Annotated in this window: 17 protein-coding genes and 1 riboswitch; of the genes, 13 read left to right on the top strand and 4 right to left on the bottom strand. The window is 67.6% G+C overall.

Annotated elements, in window-relative coordinates; all coding sequences use genetic code 11:
- Window positions 1–65: 65 nt before the first annotated feature.
- Window positions 66–995 carry a GGDEF domain-containing protein gene (locus GO606_RS09095; protein ID WP_246979462.1) on the bottom strand — a complete coding sequence of 310 codons (930 nt, stop codon included), beginning with the start codon at window positions 993–995 and terminating at the stop codon, window positions 66–68.
- A 164-nt stretch (window positions 996–1,159) separates the two neighbouring features.
- The gene (gene cobU / locus GO606_RS09090) at window positions 1,160–1,705 is read right to left on the bottom strand and encodes a bifunctional adenosylcobinamide kinase/adenosylcobinamide-phosphate guanylyltransferase (protein ID WP_169119086.1); all 546 of its coding nucleotides are present in this window, start codon (window positions 1,703–1,705) and stop codon (window positions 1,160–1,162) included.
- Between the two features lie 70 nt (window positions 1,706–1,775).
- Window positions 1,776–2,027, top strand: a riboswitch (cobalamin riboswitch).
- 128 nt (window positions 2,028–2,155) lie between these two features.
- Between cobU and GO606_RS09085 the strand changes: the two genes are divergently transcribed.
- From GO606_RS09085 to GO606_RS09045, 10 genes are all read left to right on the top strand, one after another.
- The gene (locus GO606_RS09085; RefSeq protein ID WP_169119085.1) at window positions 2,156–4,042 is read left to right on the top strand and encodes a TonB-dependent receptor domain-containing protein; all 1,887 of its coding nucleotides are present in this window, start codon (window positions 2,156–2,158) and stop codon (window positions 4,040–4,042) included.
- A 32-nt stretch (window positions 4,043–4,074) separates the two neighbouring features.
- On the top strand, window positions 4,075–5,055 hold the full coding sequence (locus GO606_RS09080) for a FecCD family ABC transporter permease (RefSeq protein WP_169119084.1): 981 nt from the start codon (window positions 4,075–4,077) through the stop codon (window positions 5,053–5,055).
- Window positions 5,052–5,831 (top strand): ABC transporter ATP-binding protein, encoded by a 780-nt coding sequence (locus tag GO606_RS09075; RefSeq protein ID WP_169119083.1) that lies wholly within the window; start codon window positions 5,052–5,054, stop codon window positions 5,829–5,831. The genes GO606_RS09080 and GO606_RS09075 overlap by 4 nt, the downstream gene beginning before the upstream one ends.
- A 4-nt stretch (window positions 5,832–5,835) precedes the next feature.
- Window positions 5,836–5,970: a hypothetical protein gene (locus tag GO606_RS21925; RefSeq protein WP_281503917.1), complete on the top strand. Its 135-nt coding sequence runs from the start codon at window positions 5,836–5,838 to the stop codon at window positions 5,968–5,970.
- A 26-nt stretch (window positions 5,971–5,996) separates the two neighbouring features.
- Complete coding sequence (gene cobA, locus GO606_RS09070) at window positions 5,997–6,860, top strand: uroporphyrinogen-III C-methyltransferase (protein ID WP_169119082.1); 864 nt, start codon at window positions 5,997–5,999, stop codon at window positions 6,858–6,860.
- 102 nt (window positions 6,861–6,962) lie between these two features.
- Window positions 6,963–7,715, top strand: coding sequence for a 5,6-dimethylbenzimidazole synthase (bluB, locus tag GO606_RS09065; protein ID WP_169119081.1), 753 nt, complete (start codon window positions 6,963–6,965; stop codon window positions 7,713–7,715).
- Window positions 7,716–8,119: 404 nt separating this feature from the next.
- A complete protein-coding gene (locus GO606_RS09060; protein ID WP_169119080.1) occupies window positions 8,120–11,134 on the top strand; it encodes an EAL domain-containing protein in 3,015 nt (1,004 codons plus the stop codon).
- A 371-nt stretch (window positions 11,135–11,505) separates the two neighbouring features.
- Window positions 11,506–12,384, top strand: a complete 879-nt coding sequence (locus GO606_RS09055; RefSeq protein WP_169119079.1) for a LysR substrate-binding domain-containing protein — start codon at window positions 11,506–11,508, stop codon at window positions 12,382–12,384.
- A 12-nt stretch (window positions 12,385–12,396) separates the two neighbouring features.
- Complete coding sequence (locus tag GO606_RS09050) at window positions 12,397–13,014, top strand: acyl carrier protein phosphodiesterase (RefSeq protein ID WP_169119078.1); 618 nt, start codon at window positions 12,397–12,399, stop codon at window positions 13,012–13,014.
- A 492-nt stretch (window positions 13,015–13,506) separates the two neighbouring features.
- Window positions 13,507–14,226, top strand: coding sequence for a transglycosylase SLT domain-containing protein (locus tag GO606_RS09045; RefSeq protein WP_169119077.1), 720 nt, complete (start codon window positions 13,507–13,509; stop codon window positions 14,224–14,226).
- A gap of 155 nt (window positions 14,227–14,381) precedes the next feature.
- On the opposite strand, the gene GO606_RS09040 is transcribed toward GO606_RS09045, so the two are convergent.
- Entirely contained in the window at window positions 14,382–16,226 is a 1,845-nt protein-coding gene (locus GO606_RS09040; RefSeq protein ID WP_169119076.1) for a phosphoenolpyruvate carboxykinase (GTP), read from the bottom strand.
- Between the two features lie 321 nt (window positions 16,227–16,547).
- Here GO606_RS09040 and GO606_RS09035 point away from each other — a divergent pair, with 321 nt between their 5' ends.
- From GO606_RS09035 to GO606_RS09025, 3 genes are all read left to right on the top strand, one after another.
- On the top strand, window positions 16,548–18,824 hold the full coding sequence (locus GO606_RS09035) for an NADP-dependent malic enzyme (protein ID WP_169119075.1): 2,277 nt from the start codon (window positions 16,548–16,550) through the stop codon (window positions 18,822–18,824).
- Window positions 18,825–18,920: 96 nt separating this feature from the next.
- Window positions 18,921–20,051: a patatin-like phospholipase family protein gene (locus GO606_RS09030; RefSeq protein ID WP_169119074.1), complete on the top strand. Its 1,131-nt coding sequence runs from the start codon at window positions 18,921–18,923 to the stop codon at window positions 20,049–20,051.
- Between the two features lie 159 nt (window positions 20,052–20,210).
- Entirely contained in the window at window positions 20,211–21,284 is a 1,074-nt protein-coding gene (locus GO606_RS09025; RefSeq protein WP_169119073.1) for a serine hydrolase, read from the top strand.
- Between the two features lie 24 nt (window positions 21,285–21,308).
- On the opposite strand, the gene GO606_RS09020 is transcribed toward GO606_RS09025, so the two are convergent.
- Window positions 21,309–22,043, bottom strand: a complete 735-nt coding sequence (locus GO606_RS09020; RefSeq protein ID WP_211161481.1) for an IclR family transcriptional regulator — start codon at window positions 22,041–22,043, stop codon at window positions 21,309–21,311.
- Between the last annotated feature and the right edge of the window lie 15 nt (window positions 22,044–22,058).

Below are 22,058 nucleotides of genomic sequence, written 5' to 3'. Positions count from 1 at the left end.
GTCCTGAGGGGGGCCGATCTTAGCACGGGGGCGAGGCGAGTCCGGCGGGGCTGTCGCGGTCTCCGTCACGCCGCCGAAGCCGTCGGGTCCGCCTGCCGGGGAGGCAGGTCCTTGCCACGCTTGGCACGGCGCATCAGCCTGCCGGCGTGGCGCAGCAGCCCGTCGGCGTCGGTCCCGCCGTCCGGATAGATCGCGCAGCCGATCGAAGCGCTGAGGGTGACCGCGTGGCCGCGCGCCTCGAATTCCTGCGAAAGCGCGGTGGCGGCCGCGCTCGCGACGCGCTGCACGTCCTGCGCGTCGAATACCTCTTCGAGCACGATGACGAACTCGTCACCGCCGGGGCGCGCGACCGTGTCCTGCTCGCGCACCAGGCCGCGCAGCCGTGCTCCGACGGCCTTCAGCACTTCGTCGCCGACCGCTTCGCCGAACGCCGCGTTGACGCGCCTGAAGTCGTCGATGTTGACCAGCACGACAGCGGTGCGGCAGTTGTGCCGCTTCGAGCGCGTGATGCCCTGTGCGATGCGGTCGCCGAGCAGCAGGCGGTTCGCGAGCCCGGTCAGCGGATCGTTGTGCGCGGCGTATTGCAGGCGATGCTCGGTTTCCTGCAGGCGCCGGGTCGCCGCTTCGAGTTCCTGGCTGCGCTGGGCGAGACCCTGGGTCAGCGCCTGCTCGGATGCCTGCAACGTCCGGATCAGCTGGTCGCGGCTCGCGAGGGCCTCGGCCTGGAGGCGCGCCTGTTCGCGCGCGAGCGACCGCCGGCGCACGATGAGCGCGATCGACAGCAACAGCACCGCGAGCGCGCCGGCATGGAACGCGAGGCCGAGGTGAGCCGCTTCGAGGCACTCGACAAGCCGTGCCGCGGGTTCGGCCGCGCGCGCGTCGGGCGGGGCCGCGAGCACGACGACCGCCGTGATGGCGACGCCGCTTCGCCCCGGCACCCGGGGCGCCCGGATGTCCGAGTTGCTTTTCAGTCGTGCCGCACGCTCCCGCATCATCCCTCCCGGCAAACAAATTGTTACACGACCTTTATTGTATGAGGCGTTGTGCGCAGTGCCGTGTGAAAAGGCGCAGCTCGGGCAAAAATCGATCGCGCGCGAGTGCGAGAGCGGCGCGACGCGTTGCAGGGCAGGGGTTCAGGGCGGGGGTTAAGGGCAGGGGTTCAGCGCTTCAACGCCAGCGGCAGGCCGGCGGCGACGAAAGTCACGCGCCCGCACAGCGCGGCGACGGACTGGTTGAGCCGTCCGGCCTCATCGCGAAAGAGCCGCCCGAGCGGCGTCTCGGGCACCAGCCCGAGGCCGAGCTCGTTGGCGACGAGCAGCACATCGCCGCGCAAGCCGGGCAGGCAGTCGAGCAGTGCGGCGCGTTCGGCGCGCAGTCGCGGCAGGGCGTCGGCATCGAGCGCAGATGCCAGCGTGTCGGCGTCCGCCATCAGGTTCATCAGCCACAGCGTCAGGCAATCGACGATGACGCAGCGCCCGGGCTGCGCTTCGCGGCGCAGCGCGTCGGCGAGCGCCAGCGGCGTCTCGACGGTACGCCACGCGTGCGGGCGGTCCTGCTGGTGGCGGCGGATACGGGACGCCATTTCGTCGTCGAGCGCTTCGGCGGTGACGATCACGGTGACCGGCAGCCCGGTCCCGAGCGCGAGGGTTTCGGCGTACCGGCTCTTGCCGGAGCGGGCGCCGCCGAGGATCAGGTGTGCGGGCATGTCGCGGATGGCGCAGCCTGCGCTGCGTGAAGTCGTGGAACGCGCTATTATCCGCCCCGCATCCGGTTTCCGGATGCGACGTGTTTCAGGTGCCCGAAGGCGAACCTCGCCGGAAGGTTAAACGGGAAACAGGTGCGCGAACGCTCGTCCGACAGGGCCTTCGCCATGCCTGTGCTGCCCCCGCAACGGTAAGTGGACGCAAGGCGCATCCAACCGCCACTGGACGATCAGTCCGGGAAGGCGATGCGACCGGTCCGGCATTCCCCGACGGGACGCCGGTCAGCCCACGAGCCCGGATACCGGCCCGAACGCGCTATGGCTGAAGTGCCGCGGGGTGGCGGCGACGGGCGCGGTCTTCTGCGGCTCTCGACGTATTCCCTGTAGCGGCGCTTCCTCGTGAAACATGCCACGGTGAGCGGGGACGCTACCGATGGCGCAGGGAGAATCCCGATGAATATCCGCTTGTCCGCGACGGCCGTCGCGGTTGCTGCCGCTTTTCCGTTTGTTGTTCCGGTTCCGGCCTCGGCTGCTGCCGAAGGCGAGACCGTCGTGGTGACGGCGACGCGAACGCCGACGCCGGTCAATGAACTGTTGAGTGACCTGATGGTGCTGGAACGCGACGTCATCGAGCAGGCGGGCCAGTCGACGCTCGCGGAATTGTTGGCGAGCCAGGCCGGCGTCCAGTTTTCGCAGGCGGGAGGCCCCGGTACGCAGACGGGTATCTACCTGCGCGGCGGCGCTGCGGGACATACGCTGATCCTGATCGACGGCATGCGCACCGGCTCTGCGACGCTCGGTGAGCCGTCGCCGCAGAACATCCCCCTCAGCCAGATCGAACGCATCGAAATCCTGCGCGGACCGGCGAGCGCGCTGTATGGCAGCGACGCGATCGGCGGCGTCATCCAGATCTTCACGCGACGCGGCGAACCCGGTCCGGTCCGCCCGAATGCGTTCGTCGGCGTCGGCAGCTACGGCCTGCGCGAGACGTCGGTTGGCCTCTCAGGCGGCGACGAGCGATGGATCTACAGTGTTTCGGGCGGGTACGCGGAGTCGGACGGATTCAGCGCACGGAGGAAGGCGGTCGCCGACCCCGACGACGATGGGCACCGCAACAGCAATTTCGCGGGCAGCGTCGCGTTCCGGCCGGCGTCGGGCCACGAACTGGGAGCATCGATGCTCTACAGCGATACCCGCACCTGGTACGACAACAGTTTTTCACCGGCGCCGGCGGATATCCACAGCAACAGCGAGATCGCGACCCTCAACGTATATAGCCGCAACCGCCTGACGACCAGCTGGGAATCGACGCTGCGGCATGGTCGATCGGTCGACAAGGGGACGGACCACTTCTCGGCGTTCTCCCCCGAATCGCATTTCGAGACGATTCAGGACCAGAGCGTCTGGCAGAACGACATCCGGCTTCCGATCGGACGCCTGTTGCTCGGATACGAGCATCTGAAGCAGCAGGTGGATACCGATCAGGTCCTTGAGGTGGACGAGCGCACGACCAATTCCGCCCTCGTGGGTTGGCAGGGCAGCTTTGGAAAGCATCGGCTGCAGGCGAACGCGCGCCACGACGACCACTCCGACTTCGACGACAAGGCGACCGGGTCGATCGCATACGGTTACCAGCTCACCGAGCAGCTGCGGGTGCACGCGTCCTACGGCACCTCATTCTCGGCGCCGACGTTCAATGATCTCTACTGGCCCGAGGACGTTTGCCCGGCTGCGATCTGCGGCGAGACTTTCATCACGCGCGGAAATCCCGACATCAAGCCGGAGGAAGGGCGGAATCGCGAGTTCGCGGTGCACTGGGAGGTCGAGTCGACGACGGCGTCGGTGACGTACTTCAACAACAAGGTGCGCAACCTGATCGATTGGCAATCCACGCAGCCTGCCCCCGGGGTGAACCTGCTGATGCCGGCCAACGTCAGTGCCGCGAAGCTGGAGGGCGTCAGCATGAGCGCGACGACCGAAGCGGGCGCGTGGCGCGCCTCTGCGACCCTGGACTTCCTGCGGGCGCGCGACGAGGAAACCGGAGATCACCTGCAGCGTCGGGCCGACCGTACTGCCACTTTCCGGTTGGCGCGCTCCTTCGGAGCCCTGTCGGTCGGCGGCGAAGTGCTGGCCAGCAGCTATCGCTACAGCAAGAACGCGAACGTCGAGCGGCTGAGCGGCTACGCGATCGCGAACGTCTTCGCGCGCTACGCGATCGATCGGGACTGGTCGCTCGAGGGGCGCGTGAACAACGTGTTCGACAAGGACTACGAGCTGATCAAGGACTACAACACGCCGCGCGCGAACGCTTTCGTCGGCGTGCGCTACGCACCGAAGTAAGCTCGCAGGGGTACATGCGCGGATAACCGCTGATGCTCCGATCGCTTCCGGCCCTTCGCACGATAGCTGCCTTGCTGCTGGCTGGCGCGCTCGCGCTCGTCTGGGCGCTCTCCGCCGGCGACCTGCCGATCCCGTTCTCCGACGTCGTCGGCGCGCTGTTCGGCGGCGCCGACGGCATGGCCGCGAGCGTCGTGCGCGAGCTGCGCCTGCCGCGCGCGGTCGCGGTGTTCGCGTGCGGCGGCCTGCTCGCGATTGCCGGTGCGCTGATGCAGGTGCTGCTCAGGAATCCGCTCGCCGACCCGTACGTGCTCGGCATCTCGGGGGGCGCGGCGGTCGGTGCGCTGGGGGCGATGCTGCTGGGCCTCGCGCCGTGGCTCGTCGATGCGGCAGCATTCGCCGGTGCGCTCGGGGCGATGCTGCTGGTGTTCGGGCTGGCGCACGGCGACGGTTCGTGGACGCAGACGCGCCTGCTGCTGACCGGCGTCATCGTCGCTGCGGGCTGCGGCGCGGCGGTGACGCTGATGCTGTCGCTCGCGACCGACACGCGGCTGCAGTCGATGCTGTTCTGGCTGATGGGTGACGCGTCGGGTGCCTCCCGGCCGTGGCCGGCGCTGGTGCTGATGGTCGTGGGGCTGGTCGCGGTGCTGCCGTTCGCGCGCGACCTCAACGTGCTCGCGCGCGGCGAGCTGTCGGCGCGTGCGCTCGGCGTGCGCGTCGAGCGGCTGCGCTATCTGCTGTATGTGCTTGCGTCGCTGCTGACCGCGGTGGCGGTGACGCTGATCGGTTCGGTCGGTTTCGTCGGCCTGATCGTCCCGCATCTGGTGCGCTTCGTCATCGGCAACGACCAGCGCGTGCTGCTGCCCGCCGCGATGCTCGCCGGCGGCACGCTGTTGACCCTCGCCGACACGGCAGCACGCACCGTGATCGCGCCGATGCAGCTGCCGGTCGGCGTGCTGACGGCGCTGATCGGCGTGCCGGTGTTCCTGTTCCTGCTGTCGCGCCACCCGCGATGAACGCTGCTGCCGAATTCCTCCTCGAAGCGGACCGCCTCGCACTGAAAGTCGGCGAGCGCTGGCTGTGCTGCGAATTCAGCCTGCGGCTGGCTGCCGGCGAATGCCTCGTGCTGCTCGGCCCGAACGGCGCCGGCAAGACGACGCTGCTGCATACGCTCGCCGGATTGCGCCCGCCGTCGGTCGGCGAAGTGCGGCTCGGCGGACGGCCGTATGCCCAGTGGGACGCGCTCGCCGCGGCGCGGTTTCGCGGGCTGCTGCCGCAACAGCAGCCGGACCATTTTTCCGCGACGGTGCTGCAGACTGCGCTCGTCGGCCGCCATCCGCATCTCGGGCGCTGGGGCTGGGAAAGCGACGACGACGTCGCCCTTGCACGTGCCGCGCTCGCCGAAGTCGGGCTCGCCGACATCGCGGAGCGCGACATCCTGAACCTGTCCGGCGGCGAGCGGCAGCGCGTGTCGATCGCGGCGCTGCTGACGCAGGCGCCGCGGCTTTTCCTGCTCGACGAGCCGACGAATCACCTCGACCTGCACTACCAGGTCGCGACACTCGAACTCTTCGCCCGGCTCGCCCGCGGCGGGCGTGGCGTCGTGATGGTGCTGCACGACATCAACCTCGCCGCGCGCTTTGCCGATCACGTGATCCTGCTCGACGGCCGCGGCGGCGTCGCTGCCGGGAGCCGCGACGAGGTGCTGCAGGCGGACCGCCTGAGCCACGCCTACAACCATCCGATCCGGCGTGTCTGCGGCGACGGCCGCAGGGTGTTTCTTCCGGACTGACAAAATGAACGAATCGACCCGATCGACCGGCCAGAACGGCTACCACGGCCCCAACAGGCGTCGCAGGAAGGCGGTGAGCGAGAAAAAAATCGCCGCTGCGCGGCTCCAACGCGGCGTGCTGTCGGGCGTAGAGTACTGACACCGCAAACCACTGCGAGACATCCCATGCCCATACCCGACATCGCGCATCCCCGGCCCGGCCCGACGGCGGGCCATGTCTATCTCGTCGGCGCGGGGCCCGGCGATCCCGAACTGCTGACCCTGCGCGGCGCGCGCCTTGTCGCCGGCGCCGACGCGGTGGTGTTCGACAATCTCGTCAGCCCGGCGATCGTCGACCTCGCCCCGGCCGGCGCCGAGCGCCATTACGTCGGCAAGAAGGCATCCGACCACACGCTGCCGCAGGAGGAAATCAACCGCCTCCTCGTGCGCCTCGCCCAGGCCGGCAAATGCGTCGTGCGACTGAAAGGCGGTGACCCGTTCATCTTCGGCCGCGGCGGCGAGGAGATGGAGGCGCTCCTCGAAGCCGGCATTACCGTCGAAGTCGTGCCGGGCGTCACCGCGGCGGCCGGCGTCGCGGCGTTTGCCGGCATCCCGCTGACGCATCGCGAACATGCGCGCTCGGTGGTCTTCACGACCGGCTTCCTGAAGGGCGGCGCGCTCGACCTCGACTGGCCGATGCTCGCCCGTCCCGGCCAGACGCTGGTGATCTACATGGGCATCTCGCGGCTCGCCGAGATCTGCCGCCAGCTCGTCGCGCACGGCCTGCCGCCCGCCACGCCCGCGTGCGTCGTCGAACGCGGCACGACGCAGGCGCAGCGGGTCGCCCCCGGCACGCTCGCGACGCTCGCGGACGTCGTGCGCGAGGCCGACATCCGGCCGCCGGCGCTGACGATCGTCGGCGACGTGGTCAGCCTGTATCCGCGGCTCGCGTGGTTTTTGCCGGCTGCGCCGGACGACATTCCGCATCCCCCGCATGTCGGCTGCACGGCAGTCCATCCGGATAAATCGCGGCCGGGGCCGATTGCATGAAAATCGCGGACGAGCCGATCCTCAATCGGAAGACCGGCCGCGAAACATCCGGCAGCCGCCTGGACCGCGGCGCCTCCACTGTTTCCACAAAGGGGAATATCCATGAGCAGTCCGATGCAGGCAAAGCAGGACCAACCTTCGTTCAGCGACGACGAGCGTGCCGCCGTCTATCGTGCGATCTACACGCGGCGCGACGTGCGCGGCCAGTTCACGCCGGAGCCGGTGCCGGACGCGGTGCTCGCGCGCATCCTCAATGCCGCGCACCACGCGCCGTCGGTGGGTTTCATGCAGCCGTGGGACTTCGTCGTCGTGCGGTCGCCCGAGGTCAAGCAGCGGGTGCATGACGCGTTCTGCACCGCCCACGCCGAGGCCGCGCTGATGTTCGAAGGCGACAAGCGGGACACCTACCGCAGCCTCAAGCTCGAAGGCATCCTCGAAGCGCCGGTCAACCTGTGCATCACCTGCGATCGCAGCCGCAACGGCCCGGTCGTCGTCGGCCGCACGCATATCAAGACGATGGACGTCTACAGTTCGGTGTGCGCGGTGCAGAACCTGTGGCTCGCCGCACGTGCCGAAGGCCTCGGCGTCGGCTGGGTCAGCATCTTCCACCAGAAGGCGCTGCGCGAGGCGCTCGGCATCCCGTCCGGCATCGTCCCGGTAGCCTATCTGTGCATCGGCCACGTGAGCCATTTTTACCAGAAGCCGGAACTGGAGTCCGCCGGCTGGCTGGCGCGCCAGCCGCTCGAAGCGTTGCTGCATTTCGACCGCTGGCAGGGGGCGGCGGACGATTCGGCCGCCGCGCTCATGGAGTCCGTTCGCGAAACGCAGGCGTCCGTCGGCGCCGCCAGCCGCTGATGCGGCGCGGGTGGCGATGACGGCGCACGCTGTCGAATCTGGTGCGCGCGCTGATGCCGGCTTCCGGCATGTCCATCAACTTCCGTCAGGCAGGGCCACGGATCGAGGTCGAGCTCGAGGTTCGGGTCGGCCGTCGGTGCTCGACAGCAGCCCGCGCATTCCGGCATATGCGTAATGCGTGACATATGATCTTTACGGCCTGCAAGGTCGCCTGTTACAGTTTCCCCGGCTGTAGTCCATCGGGCCCCAGACCCCCGCCCCGCTGTGCTTGTCATCATCAGCCTTGCCGGTGCTTCGCGTGGCGCCGAGGCGGCTGATGTCCGCGCGGGTTCTGGCCGGAGCGGCACGGAGCAGGTTGAAGAAAATTCGATGCTTTCCCTTACGTGTCGCACCGGACCGATGACATGACGCTCAGACGCACGTTCTTCACGCTGCTCGGCGCCTTCGCCGTGCTGTCGGCGACCGCCGGCCTGTGGCAGCTCGCCGACAGCCGCCAGAAGGCCGCCGCCGCCGAATGGATCGAGCTGACCGCACGCATGGGCGACGCCGCCCAGCGCGCGAGCGCCCAGCTCGCAATGGAGCGCGGGCTCACGGCGGTGATGCTGCCCCGTTCCGGCCAGGCCGACGAGATGCTGAAGGTCGAACTGCGGCAGCGGCGGGCGGCGGTCGATGAATCTCACGCGCAGCTTGCGGCGCTCGCCGACGAGCTCGCGCGGCGCGCGCCGGATCATCCGGTGGCGGCGGTGCTGGCTCAGGTGCGGCAGGATCGCGCCGAGATCGAGCGCCGGCGGGCGCAGCTCGATGTGCAGCTGCAAGGCGCCGCTGGCGCGCCGGCGGCCGCCGAGCGGTGGGTGGCCCTGACAACCGGCGCGATCGAGAATCTGGAAGGCCTGATCACGATCGGCATGCTGCCGCTGCGCGACAACATCTACACCTATGCGTCGTTGCCGGTGACCAAGGACCTGCTGTTTACGCTGGCCGAACATGTCGGACGCGAGCGCGCCGTGCTTGGCGTTGCAATCGCACAGGGGGCGCCACTCGGCGAACGGGACCAGGTACTGCTCGGGAACTATCGTGTGGTGGCGACTCACGCCCGGCGGCGCGTCGAGGTCATCCTCGAGCATCTGCCGGCGAGCCCGGAACTGAGCCGGGCGCGCGAGGTGTTCGAGCAGGACCTGCTGCAGCGCTACGAGGCGGTGCGCGCAGGCGTCTATCGGAGCGGCATCGAAGGGCTCGCGTATCCGCTGAGCGGGGAGGAGTGGTACCGCGAAGCGAGCCGCGGCATCGATGCCGTCATTGGCGTGTCGGAGGCCGTCGGTGCGCAGTTCGCGCGCGACATCGAGCGGCTGCGCCGCAACGCGCGGCACACCTTGGGGCTGGTAGTGCTCACCGTCGTCGTCCTGAGCGCGCTGTTCGGGTTCGCCGTGCGCACGCTGTGGCGGCGCGTGCTCGAACCGCTGAAAACCCTCGACGACGCCGCCCGGCGCATCTCGGGCGGGGATCTCGCGCAGCCGCTGGCGGGCGGCCGCGACGACGAATTCGGCCACCTCGCGCGCACCTTCGAGCAGATGCGCCAGGCCCTGCTCGACGACATCGCCCGGCGCGAGGCCGACGCCCGCGAGCTGCGCAAGCTCAACACCGTCGTCGAGCGCAGCGCGAGCGCGGTGGCCGTCACCGACGGTCAGGGCATCATCCAATACACCAACCCGCGCTTCCGCGCGGTTACCGGCTACACGAACAGCGAAGCGCTGGGGCGCAAGGCGGGATTCTGGCGCTCCGGGCTGAACTCGCCGGCGCAGTACCGCGACATGTGGGAGACGATCCTCAAAGGCCAGGTCTGGGAGGGCGAGCTCATCAACCGACGCAAGGACGGGAGCCTGTACTGGGCCGCGGTCCACGTCAGCCCGGTCGTCGACGACAGCGGTGCCCTGACGAATTTCGTCGCCGTGCAGCACGACATCAGCGAGCACCGGCAGCTCAAGAACCGGCTCGCCTTCCTCGCCAGCTACGATGAACTGACCGAATTGCCGAACCAGAACCTGCTGCGGGAACGCTTCGCGCAGGCCGCCGCGCAAGCGCACAACGACGGTTCGTGGATCGCGCTGGTGTCGCTGGGGCTCGGGCGCTTCAAGCAGATCAACGACAGCCTCGGCCGCAAGGCGGGCGACGATCTGCTCAGGATCATCGCCCGCCGCCTGAGCCAATGCATTCGCGAGCAGGATGCCGTCTCGCGCCAGGAGGGCACCGAATTCATCCTGATGCTCACGGGGCTCGGGCAGGCGCGTGAAGTGCAAGCGCTGCTCGAGCGCATCATCGACATCGTCCGCACGCCGGCCGTGGTCAAGGGCGAAAAGCTGCAGCCTTCGGCGGCAGCGGGCGTGAGTCTGTTGTCGGACGACGGCGACACCTTCGAAGCGCTGCTGCACAAGGCGACGATCGCGCTGCACCACGCCGAAGCGCAGGGTCTGAAGTATTGCGTGTTCAGCGAAGAACTGGACCGCGAAACCCGCGAGCGCATGTCGATGGAAAGCGCGCTGCGCCTTTCCCTCGCCGCCAACGCGCTGGAGCTCCACTACCAGCCCAAGGTCGATCTCGCAACCGGTCGCGTGGTTGCCGTCGAGGCGCTCGCACGCTGGCGCCACCCGGTCAGCGGCGAATACATCTCGCCGGCCCGCTTCATCCCGATTGCCGAGGAAAGCGGCCTGATCCAGCAGCTCGGCGCCTGGGCGCTGGGCGAGGCTTGTCGTCAGAACAAGGCCTGGCAGGATGCCGGCCTGCCGGTCATCATCGTCGCCGTCAATCTCTCCGCCGCCCAGCTGCATCAGCCCGATCTGGTCGAAATCGTTGCTGATGTGCTGGCCCGCAGCGAGCTCGACCCCGCCCTGCTCGAACTGGAACTCACCGAAAGCGCACTGATGGAGGACCCTCGTCAAGCCAATCTCACGCTAACCCGCCTCAAGCAGCTCGGCCTTCAGCTGGCTATCGACGATTTCGGTACCGGCTACTCCAGTCTGACTTATCTGAGCGAATTCCCCATCGATCAGCTCAAGATCGACCGGAGCTTCGTCATGGATCTACTCGTCAAACCCGCAGCAGCAGCGATTTCAAGCTCCGTGATTGCCCTCGCCCACAGGATGGGGCTGAAGGTCGTTGCCGAAGGAGTCGAAACTGCGGAGCAGCTCACCTTCCTGGAGCGCCACCATTGCGACGAAATGCAGGGTTACTATTTCAGCAAGCCCCTGCCGGCGGACGAGCTTGCTGCATTGTTGCGCAGCGGCCGCCGCCTCGCCAGTCCGGCTCACGCGAGCGGGCGCACAGTGCTCGTTGTCGATGACGAGAACTGCGAAATGAAGGCTCCCCCGCATGTCCTCCCGCATGCGGCCGCTTCGTCGCCGCACGTGATGCAGGACCCTGCCTGACGTCGCCCGCCCCGCGCTCGGCTCGGTGGTGACTGGCGGCGCCGTCAGGCTGGCGGGCAATCCGGTGAGCCTTCGGTGAGCTGTCGTAGCGGTCAACCGGAAGGCGGATGGGGATCCCGGCTCCGCGCGCTGTCCGCTGCGCCCAAACGCCAGGGATTGAACGGTACAATCGAACTCTGCCGCACCCTCCGCAGCGCCGATCCTGGCGTCCGCGTGTTCCGTGCGCACGTCCCCGTCGATGATCCACAAGGGCTTTGCTCAAGACTGGTGCCATTGGTGTCCGACTCCGATCTCGACCCCGATCTCGATGACCATCCGGTCGAGCGCTTTTGCCCTGATGCGGTCGCACGACTTGCCGGGGACGGTGGACGATGAGCAGCGTCGTGCGCCGCGTCCCGCCGATGCATGCGCTGGCCGCATTCGAAGCCGCGGCGCGGCTCGGCGGTTTCGCGCAGGCGGCCGACGAGCTGTGCGTGACGCCGAGCGCCGTCAGCCACCGCATCCGCCAGCTCGAAGCGATGCTCGGCACGCCGTTGTTCGAACGCACGCCGGCCGGGGTGCGCCCGACCACGGTGGGGCGGCTGTACCTCGAGAGCGTGCGCGAGGCATTCGACAAGCTCGCGCAGGCGGGCGCCGTGCTGCAGCCCGAGCGCGAGCGGCTGCGCGTGTCGCTGCCGCCGACTTTCGCGCGGCAATTGCTGATGGCGCGCCTGCCCGAATACCTGCGCTCGCACCCGGAAGTCGAAGTCGAGATGCATCTGTCGATCCCGCTGCAGGACGTCACGGCCGAGACCGCGGACGTCGAGGTGCGCTGGGGGCGTGGCGATTATCCGGAGCGCACCGTGTGCAAGCTGTTCGACGACGTCGTCATGCCGCTCGCCGCGCCGTCGTGGGTGGCGGCGCGCGCGCTGCGCGGCATCGCCGATCTCGGCCGCGCCGAACTGCTGCGTTCGCCCCTGCTGCCGTGGCGGCCGTGTTTCGCCGCGGCCGGGCTCGACTGGCCGGAGCCCGAGCGCGGCGCCGTGTTCAATGATCTCGGCATGCTGTTCGAGGTCGCTGCGGCCGGGCTCGGCGCCGCCGTCGGCACCCGCAGGCTGTCGGCAGCATGGGTCGACACCGGCCGGCTGGTGCCGCTGTTCGGCGTGACCGCGCCGGCGCCCTTCACCTATTACGCCGTGGCGACGCCGGCGCAGCACAAGCGGGCGGTGGTGCGGGATTTCATCGCCTGGCTCGCCGGCATCTTTGCATGAGCCTGTCCGACGATGAACTTCCTTGCGCATGCCTATCTCGCTGGTGACTCGCCGGCGGACCGGCTCGGCGGCCTGATCGGCGACTTCGTCAAGGGGCCGCTGCCCGCCGGTCTGCCGCCGGAGGTCGCCGCGGGGGTGCGGCTGCATCGGCAGATCGACGTCTTCGCCGATACGCATCCGGCCTTCGTCCGCAGCCGCTCGCGGGTGTCGAGCGCGCGCCGGCGGGTCGGTGGCGTGATGGTCGATATGTTCTACGATCACTTCCTCGCCCGTCACTGGGACGAGTTCCACGATATTCCGCTCGAGGACTTTGCAGCGCAGATGTACCGGCTGATGGACGAGCATGCCGCGCTGCTGCCGCCGCGCCTGCTCGATATCCTGCCGCGCATGCGCGAAGCGGACTGGCTCACGTCGTATCGATCTGCGCCTGCGACGGCGCAGGCGCTCGACCGCATCGCGCTGCGCCTGCGGCGCGCAAACCCGCTTGCGGGCAGCGGTGCCGAACTGGCCTCGGACTATGCCGGCTTCGAGGCGGATTTCTTCGAGTTCATCGCCGCGGCCCGCTCGTTCACCGCACGCTATCGCAGCGACAGGGATCGGAGCGCGGGCGGCGGCGCAAGCCCGCACTGACGACTTTCGTCGAGAGATTCGTGCGCCGTGCCGGTCGCGGTCTGGTGCCGATTCGGCGCCCCGCGGCCCCGGATCGGCCTGTCGCAACACTTCCTCACAATCGGACGGAAGCTTGCAGCCACGTGACGTAAGTCGCAAAACGTCGCTTGCAGACGACGATTACACGATCCCCCGGATTGACAATACCTGCGAACAAAAATAAATTGCGGACGTTGTTGCGTCGCAGCAAGCGTTTGATTTCATTCTATCCACCGGTGCGGCGCCGGTTTCCAGCTCATTGGAAACGGCGCATTCGACATGGCCGCTCGCACCGCGGGGCACCCCGTCAGGTTGCGGCGGAGTGCCTGAACGACCACTGACAACCGCCGGATTCCACCCCGAACATGGCGTCCCTGCCGTGTCCGGTTCCGTTGCCCGATGTCACGAAGGGCGCCTCCCGCATGCCTTCAGGGAGCGGGAAGTGGAAGCTTGCGGCCACAGAACGGAGGAACCATGGTTCACGCAACTGATGCCGGCAAAAGCACAAGCAAGGCCGGCGACCTGGTAGTTCATCTGACTCACGCCAAGCTTTTCACCGTCGGACTCGTCGCGGCGGCCTGGCTGGGGAGCACTTACCTGCAGCATGATCCGGTGGTGTTCGCGGACACCGGAATCATGGACGTCCGCGACGTCGCGCTGGAACAGGCGGTTGCGGTTCCGGTTCCGGTTTCCGTCGTCAAGGCGGTGCCGATAAGGAAGGATGTCGATGTGCTGTCGGACGAGATGGAGCGCGTGCGTGATTATGTCGCACGCCGCTACCGTGTATCGAGCGTGGCGCTGGAACCGGTGCTCGCCGCGGCCGAACATCGCGGGCGCAGCTCGGGCATCGATCCGCTGCTGATCGTCGCCGTGATGGCGATCGAGTCGAGCTTCAACCCGCTGGCTGTCAGCAGCATGGGGGCGCAGGGCTTGATGCAGGTGATTCCGCGTTTCCACATGGACAAGATCGGCGACAACCGGCGGAAAGACGCGCTGTTCGATCCGCTGCTCAACGTGCGTGTCGGCACCGAAGTGCTGGTCGAGGGACTGCGCCGTTTCGGCAGCCTGCAGACCGCGCTGCAATACTACGGCGGCGCGCTCAGCGACCCGAACGCCTCGTATGCGAACAAGGTGCTGGCGATGAAGAAGCGTCTCGTCGTCGCAGCCGGGCGGGGTACGGGCACCGACGTCTGACGCCTGCCGGCACGCCTCGCGGCGGCACGGGTTTTCCTTGCGCGGGGGACGTGCGGAATTCAGGCGGCTCAGGCGGCTGAAACGGCTGAAATGAAAAAAGCGCCGACGGATCGGCGCTTTTTCACGGGCTGCCGGAGCGGGGCCGGCAGCGGGCGTTACACCGCGAGCGTCAGTTCGAAGAGTTCGCGCTTGAGTACGAGTTCGCGCGGCAGGCGATCCTGCAGCTTGTCGAACCACTCCTTGTGCAGCGCGAGTTCCTTCTTCCATGCGTCGGCGTCGACCGTCGTCAGCGCTTCGAACTGCTCGCGCGTGACATCGGCGCCGGTCCAGTCGATGTCCTCGAACTTCGGCATCCAGCCCAGACCGGTTTCCTTGCCGCCGACGCGGCCGCGCACGCGATCGACGATCCACTTCAGCACGCGCATGTTCTCGCCGAAGCCGGGCCACATGAATTCGCCACGCTCGTTCATGCGGAACCAGTTCACGCAGAAGATCTTCGGCGTGTCTTCGACGACGTGGCCCATGCGCAGCCAGTGGTTGAAGTAGTCGCCCATGTGGTAGCCGCAGAACGGCAGCATCGCGAACGGGTCGCGGCGCACGACGCCCTGCGCGCCGAACGCGGCGGCAGTGGTCTCGGAGCCCAGCGTGGCGGCCATATACACGCCGAAATTCCAGTTGAACGCCTCATACACCAGCGGCACGGTGGTCGCGCGGCGCCCGCCGAAGATGAACGCCGAGATCGGCACGCCCTGCGGGTCTTCCCACATAGGATCGACCGACGGGCATTGCGCGGCCGGCGCGGTGAAGCGCGAGTTCGGGTGCGCCGCCTTGCGCCCGGTTTCCTTCGCGATCTCGGGCGTCCAGTCGTTGCCCTGCCAGTCGATCAGGTGCGCCGGCACGTCCTTGCTCATGCCTTCCCACCATACGTCGCCGTCGTCGGTCAGCGCGACGTTGGTGAAGATGATGTTTTCCTTCAGCGTCGCCATCGCGTTGAAGTTCGTCTTCTCGGAGGTGCCCGGCGCGACGCCGAAGAAGCCGGATTCGGGGTTGATCGCGTAGAACTTGCCGTCCTTGCCCGGCTTGATCCACGCGATGTCGTCGCCGATCGTCGTGATCTTCCAGCCGTCGAAGCTCTTCGGCGGGATCAGCATCGCGAAGTTCGTCTTGCCGCAGGCCGACGGGAACGCCGCGGCGACGTAGGTCTTTTCGCCTTCGGGCGACTCGACGCCGAGGATCAGCATGTGCTCGGCGAGCCAGCCTTCGTCACGCGCCATCGTCGAGGCGATGCGCAGCGCGAAGCACTTCTTGCCGAGCAGCGCGTTGCCGCCGTAGCCCGAACCGTAGGACCAGATCTCGCGCGTCTCGGGATAATGGACGATGTATTTGGTGTCGGGGTTGCACGGCCAGCGGCTGTCCTGCTCGCCGTCGGCGAGCGGCGCGCCGACCGAGTGCACGCAGGGGACGAATTCGCCATCGGCTCCGAGCACGTCGAACACCGCGCGGCCCATGCGGGTCATCGTGCGCATGTTGGTGACGACGTACGGGCTGTCGGAGATCTCGATGCCGATGTGTGCGATCGGCGAGCCGAGCGGACCCATCGAGAACGGGATCACGTACATCGTGCGCCCGCGCATGCAGCCGGCGAACAGGCCGTTGAGCGTCTCGCGCATCTTGGCCGGGTCTTCCCAGTTGTTCGTCGGGCCGGCGTCGCCCTTGTCTTTCGAGCAGATGTAGGTGCGGTCCTCGACGCGCGCGACGTCGGACGGGTCGGACCAGGCGAGGTAGGAATTCTTGCGCTTTTCCGGGTTCAGCTTGATCAGCATGCCCGCGTCGACCATTTCGGCGCACAGGCGGTCGTATTCTTCCTCCGAACCATCGCACCACACGACCCGCTCGGGCTCGGTCAGGGCCGCGATGCCGGCGACCCATTTCTTCAGGCCTTCGTGACGGACATAGGTGGGGGTGGCGGCCAGGGCGGCCTCGGAAAAGCGGTGATTCATGGCGACGAGCTCTCCAGATTACAGAAGCGGAACCGGTCCCGTCGGTCGAGCCTGTAGCCTTGCGGCCGGCGGGGACGAGGGGTCGTGGTGACCGCCCCGTTTCCCGAACTGTGGAAACTACTAGGGTTAACCGCAGTCGGCGAAAGCCTAATATTATGCCACGGGCCGGCAGATGCCCGAAACGGCATTGAAAGCTTTTCTTTCGCCACCGCTGGGTGTGGAGCCCGTCGCCGTACGACGTGGCGAAGCTGCCGCAGCATGGGCCGTGGACACGTGTCCGACCGCCGTGCACAACGACATGAGACAACCGAAGGGACCGTCATGGATGAACTGATTCGCAGCGCCGCTCTCGACTATCACCGCTACCCGCAGCCCGGCAAGATTTCGGTCACGCCGACCAAGGTCCTGTCGAACCAGCGCGACCTGTCGCTGGCGTACTCCCCCGGTGTCGCCGCGGCGTGCGATGCGATCGTCGCGGATCCGGCCGAAGCGGCGAACCTGACGGCGCGCAGCAACCTGATCGGGGTGGTCACCAATGGCACCGCGGTGCTTGGTCTCGGCAACATCGGCCCGCTCGCGGCCAAGCCGGTGATGGAAGGCAAGGGCGTGCTGTTCAAGAAGTTCGCCGGCATCGATGTCTTCGACCTCGAGATCGCCGAGAGCGACCCCGACAAGCTGATCGACATGATCGCCGCGCTCGAACCCACGTTCGGCGGCATCAACCTCGAAGACATCAAGGCCCCCGAGTGCTTCTACATCGAGTCGAAGCTGCGCGAGCGGATGAAGATCCCGGTGTTCCACGACGACCAGCACGGCACCGCGATCGTCGTCGGCGCCGCGGTGCTCAACGGCCTGCATCTGCTCGGCAAGGATCTGAAGACGGTCAAGCTCGTGACCTCCGGCGCGGGCGCCGCCGCGCTCGCCTGCCTGCGGCTGCTCGAGAAGCTCGGCATCCCGGTCGAGAACATCTGGGTCACCGACCTCGAGGGCGTCGTCTATGAAGGGCGCACCGTCCTGATGGACCCGATCAAGGCGCGCTACGCGAAGCCGACCTCGGCGCGCACGCTCAGCGAAGTCATTGAGGGCGCCGACGTGCTGCTCGGGTTGTCCGCGGGCGGCGTGGTCAAGCGCGAGATGGTCGCGAAAATGGCGGCGAAACCGCTGATTCTCGCGCTCGCGAACCCGACGCCGGAGATCCTGCCCGAAGAAGTGAAGGCGGTGCGCGACGACGCGATCATCGCGACCGGCCGCTCGGACTACCCGAACCAGGTCAACAACGTGCTGTGCTTCCCGTTCATCTTCCGCGGCGCGCTTGACGTCGGCGCGACGACGATCACCGACGAGATGCAGCTCGCCGCCGTCAAGGCGATCGCCGAGCTCGCGCGCGCCGAGCAGAGCGACATCGTCGCGGCGGCGTACGGCGAAAAAGTGTCCGGCTTCGGGCCGGAGTACATCATCCCGCGGCCGTTCGACCCTCGCCTGATCGTCAAGATCGCCCCGGCCGTCGCCATCGCCGGCATGGCCTCGGGCGTGGCGACGCGGCCGATCAGCGACTGGGAAGCGTACCGCAGCCAGCTCAACAATTTCGTCTGGCACTCCGGCATGATCATGAAGCCGGTGTTTGCCGCGGCGCGCGGCACGGCCAAGCGCATCATCTTCGCCGAGGGCGAATCCGAGCGCGTGCTGCGCGCCGTGCAGACGGTCGTCGACGAGAATCTCGCGCGCCCGATCCTGATCGGCCGCCCGGAAATCGTCGTCGCCAACGTCGAGCGTTTCGGTCTGCGCATCCGCGCCGAGCAGGACTTCGAGCTGGTGAACCCGGATTCCGATCCGCGCTTCAAGGAGCTGTGGACCGATTTCCACCAGATCATGGAGCGGCGCGGCGTGTCGGTCGATTACGCGAAGAAGGAAGTGCGCCGGCGCACCACGCTGATCGGCTCGCTGCTGTTGAAGCACGGCTACGGCGACGGCCTGATCTGCGGCACCTACGGCATGCACGCCCTGCACCTGAAGTTCATCGAGAGCGTCATCGGCCGCAAGCCGGGCGTGAAGAACTGCTACGCGCTGAACGTCGTCAACCTGCCCGGGCGCACGGTGTTCCTCGCCGATACCTATGTCAATTACGACCCGTCGCCGGAACAGATCGTCGAGATGACGCTGCTCGCGGCCGAGGAGATGTCGCGCTTCGGCCTGACGCCCAAAGTCGCGCTGCTGTCGCATTCGTCGTTCGGCTCGGCCGACTCGCCGACCTCCGAGAAGATGCGCGCGGCGCTGCGCCTGATGCACGAGCGCCATCCGGAGATCGAGGTCGAAGGCGAGATGCACGGCGACGCGGCGCTCGACGCCGAGCTGCGCCTGCGCATCTTCCCGAACGCGCGCATGCGCGAGCCGGCCAACCTGCTGATCTTCCCCACGCTCGATGCCGCCAACATCGCCTTCAACCTGCTCAAGACGGCGGCCGGCGAAGGCATGACGATCGGGCCGATCCTGCTCGGCGCGGCCAAGCCCGTGCATATCCTGACCCCCTCGGCGACGGTGCGCCGCATCGTCAACATGACCGCACTGACGGCGGTCGAGGCGGCGCAGGGCCAGTCCTGATGCCGCAGGCGGCGTGATTGCGGGGGTGCCGGCCGCAGCCACCCGCACGCCCGTGGCATCATTCCCCCGCAGGTTTGCGATCGACGCGGGGGGCGCATGACGGAAGGGAAGGCGGCGCTGGTATTGACGGGGGGCGGCGCACGCGCGGCCTACCAGGTCGGTGTGCTCGCCGCGATCCGCAAGATCAGGGGGCGGCAGCCGGGAAATCCGTTCCCGATCCTGTGCGGCACGTCGGCGGGCGGCATCAACGCCGCGGCGCTCGCGGTGTTTTCGTCCGACTTCAATGCCGGCGTGCGCAAGCTGGCGTGGATCTGGCGCAATTTCCACGTCGAGCAGGTGTACCGGGCCGACGCCGCGGCGCTGATGGGCACCGGATTGCGCTGGGGCGGCGCGCTGATGTTCGGCTGGGCGGTACGCCAGACGCCGCGCTCGCTGCTCGACAACAGCCCGCTGCGCGCGCTGCTCGAGCGCGTGCTCGACTTCTCGGCGATCCGCCGCGCGATCGAGGCGGGACATCTCCATGCGGTCAGCGTTGCCGCATCCGGTTACTCGTCCGGCGAGAACCTCGCATTTTTCGAAGCGGCCCCGGAAGTGCTGCCGTGGCGCCGCGCGCAGCGCGTCGGCATGCCGACGCGCCTCGGCATCGAGCATCTGCTCGCGTCGAGCGCGATTCCGTTCGTGTTTCCGGCGGTCAAGATCAATCGTGAATATTTCGGCGACGGCTCGATGCGCCAGCTCGCCCCGATCAGCCCGGCGATCCACATGGGGGCCGAGCGCATCCTGGTGATCGGTTCGGGCCGGCTCGCCGAAGAGGGGCGTCAGCGCACCGAAGACTATCCGCCGCTCGCGCAGATCGCCGGCCACGCGCTGTCGAGCATCTTCCTCGACGGGCTTGCCGTCGACCTGGAGCGCATGGAGCGCATCAACACGACGCTGAACGCCTTCACCGCGGCCGAGCGCGACGCGGCAGGCCTCGCGTTGCGGCCGATCGAAACCTTGGTGATCTCGCCGTCAAAACGGCTCGACGCGATCGCCGGCCGTCATCGCGACACGCTGCCGCTGGCATTGCGAACGCTGCTGCGCGGCGTCGGCGCGATGCGTCGCGAGGGTTCGACGCTGCTGTCCTACCTCCTGTTCGAGCCCGCCTTCACCCGCGCGCTGATGGAGATGGGCTTCCAGGACACCCTCGCGCGCCGTGACGAGGTGGCGGTTTTTCTGCGGTTATGAACTTTTTTTCAGGCAGGCATGTAAGCGCCCACCCATCCCTTCATGTTGATGTAACAATGTGTCTGAGGTCTTTTTGAATCCACTTCAAAAAAACTTGATATCTGCTTAATTTGATTAAAAATAAAAGTGTCGTCCCGCGCACTTTCCGGCTCGCCTACCATGACTTTCCGCCATCTTGTCATTGCCCTGCTGAGTCTTGCCCTGCTGCAGACCGGAGGGATCGAACCCGCTGCCGCCGCGACCGGGCAGGAGCGGGTCCGAACGGCCAAACCGACCGCGACCAAAAAGGCGCCGGTCCGCTACACGATACGCAAAAAAACCGCCAAGGCGACGACGCTGCGCAAGGCCGCGGTGCGCAAGCCGGCGTTGCGCAAGGTGTCCGCTCGCCGCTCGCTGGTCGCCCCCGTCGCGCCGATGGCACCGGTCCAGGTCCGGCCCGAAGTGGACCGGCTGGGTAACCCGCAGCTGCGCTCTGCGGCCTTCGTCGTCGTCAACCAGGCGACCGGCGAAGTGATCCTCGAGAAGAAGAGCGACTCGATACTGCCGATCGCATCGATCACGAAGCTGATGACCGCGATGGTGGTCCTCGACGGCGGGCAGAGCCTGTCCGAAGAGATCGTCATCACCGAGGACGACCTCGACACGATCAAGGGGACTGGGTCGCGCCTCGCGCTCGGAACCCGGCTCACGCGCGAGCAGTTGCTGCACCTGGCGCTGATGTCGTCGGAAAACCGCGCCGCTTCGGCGCTCGGCCGCAGCTACCCGGGCGGCATCGCTGCGTTCGTCCAGGCGATGAACGTCAAGGCCCGGCTGGTCGGGCTCGGCGACACGCATTTCAACGACAGCACCGGTCTCGATCCGGCCAATGTCTCGAGTCCGCGCGATCTCGTCCGCATGGTGTCGGCGGCGTCCACCTATCCGCTGATCCGCCGCTTTTCGACGAGCAGCGAAGACCATGTCGAGATCCGCGGCCGGATGCATCGCTTCGGCAACACCAATTCGCTCGTCCGCAGTCCCGAATGGGATATTGACGTGTCGAAGACCGGCTACATCCGCGAGGCGGGCCGCTGCCTCGTGATGCAGGCCCGGCTGCTCGACCAGCCGGTGATCATCGTGCTGATGGATTCCGATGGGCGCTACACGCGCACTGCGGATGCGGTGCGGATCAAGAAGTGGCTCGAGGCGGTGGGCGCCCAGCGCGTCGCGGGGCTCGTCCCCGGCGGGAACGGCTAGGCGCCCCGGGCTGCTCGCCGTCCGTCAGTGGGAGTTGCGGCTCGGGACGTAACCGAGCGCACGGGAGATTTCGTCGGCGGCTTCGCGCACGAGGGGGGCGCGGTCGGGATTGAAGCGCTCCGAAGGGGTCGACAGCGACAGGCCGGCGATCAGTTCGCCGGAATCGTCGCGGATGCCGGCAGCGATGCAGCGCACGCCATTTTCGACCTCGTCGAGGTCGAACGCGACGCCGTGCCGGCGGACCTTGTCGAGTTCCTTTTCCAGCGCGGCGGGGTCGGTGATGGAACCTGGCGTAGAGGCCGGCAGACCGGTGCGGCGCGCGTACTCGCGCACGCACTCCAGGCCGTCCTCTACGAGGAAGAGCTTGCCGGTGGCAGTGGTGTGCAGCGGGGCCCGTGCGCCGACGATATGCACGACGCGGACGGCCGAGCGGCCGCTCGACGTGCGGTCGACATAGACGATCTCGTCGCCGTCGCGAATGCCCAGATTGATGCTCTCGCCGGTTGCCGCGTGGAGCTTCAGCATCGCCGGCATCGCCGTCTCGCGCAGCGAGATGCGCGACTTTACCAGGCTCCCCAGTTCCAGCAGGCGGATGCCGAGACGGTAGGTGCCGCCATCGCCCCGCTCGACGAAACCGCTTTGCGACATCGCGCCGAGGATGCGGTGGGCGGTGGAGGGATGAAGCCCCGTCTCCTGTGCGATCTGCTTCAGCGGCGCGGGATCGGGGTGATGGGCGAGGACGTCGAGCAGCTTCATCATGCGCTCGACGACCTG

The sequence above is a fragment of the Aromatoleum anaerobium genome (assembly GCF_012910705.2).
GTDB classification, from domain to species: domain Bacteria; phylum Pseudomonadota; class Gammaproteobacteria; order Burkholderiales; family Rhodocyclaceae; genus Aromatoleum; species Aromatoleum anaerobium.
The sequence above is the reverse complement of the archived record's forward strand: the minus strand, read 5'-3'. Positions and strand labels throughout refer to the sequence as shown.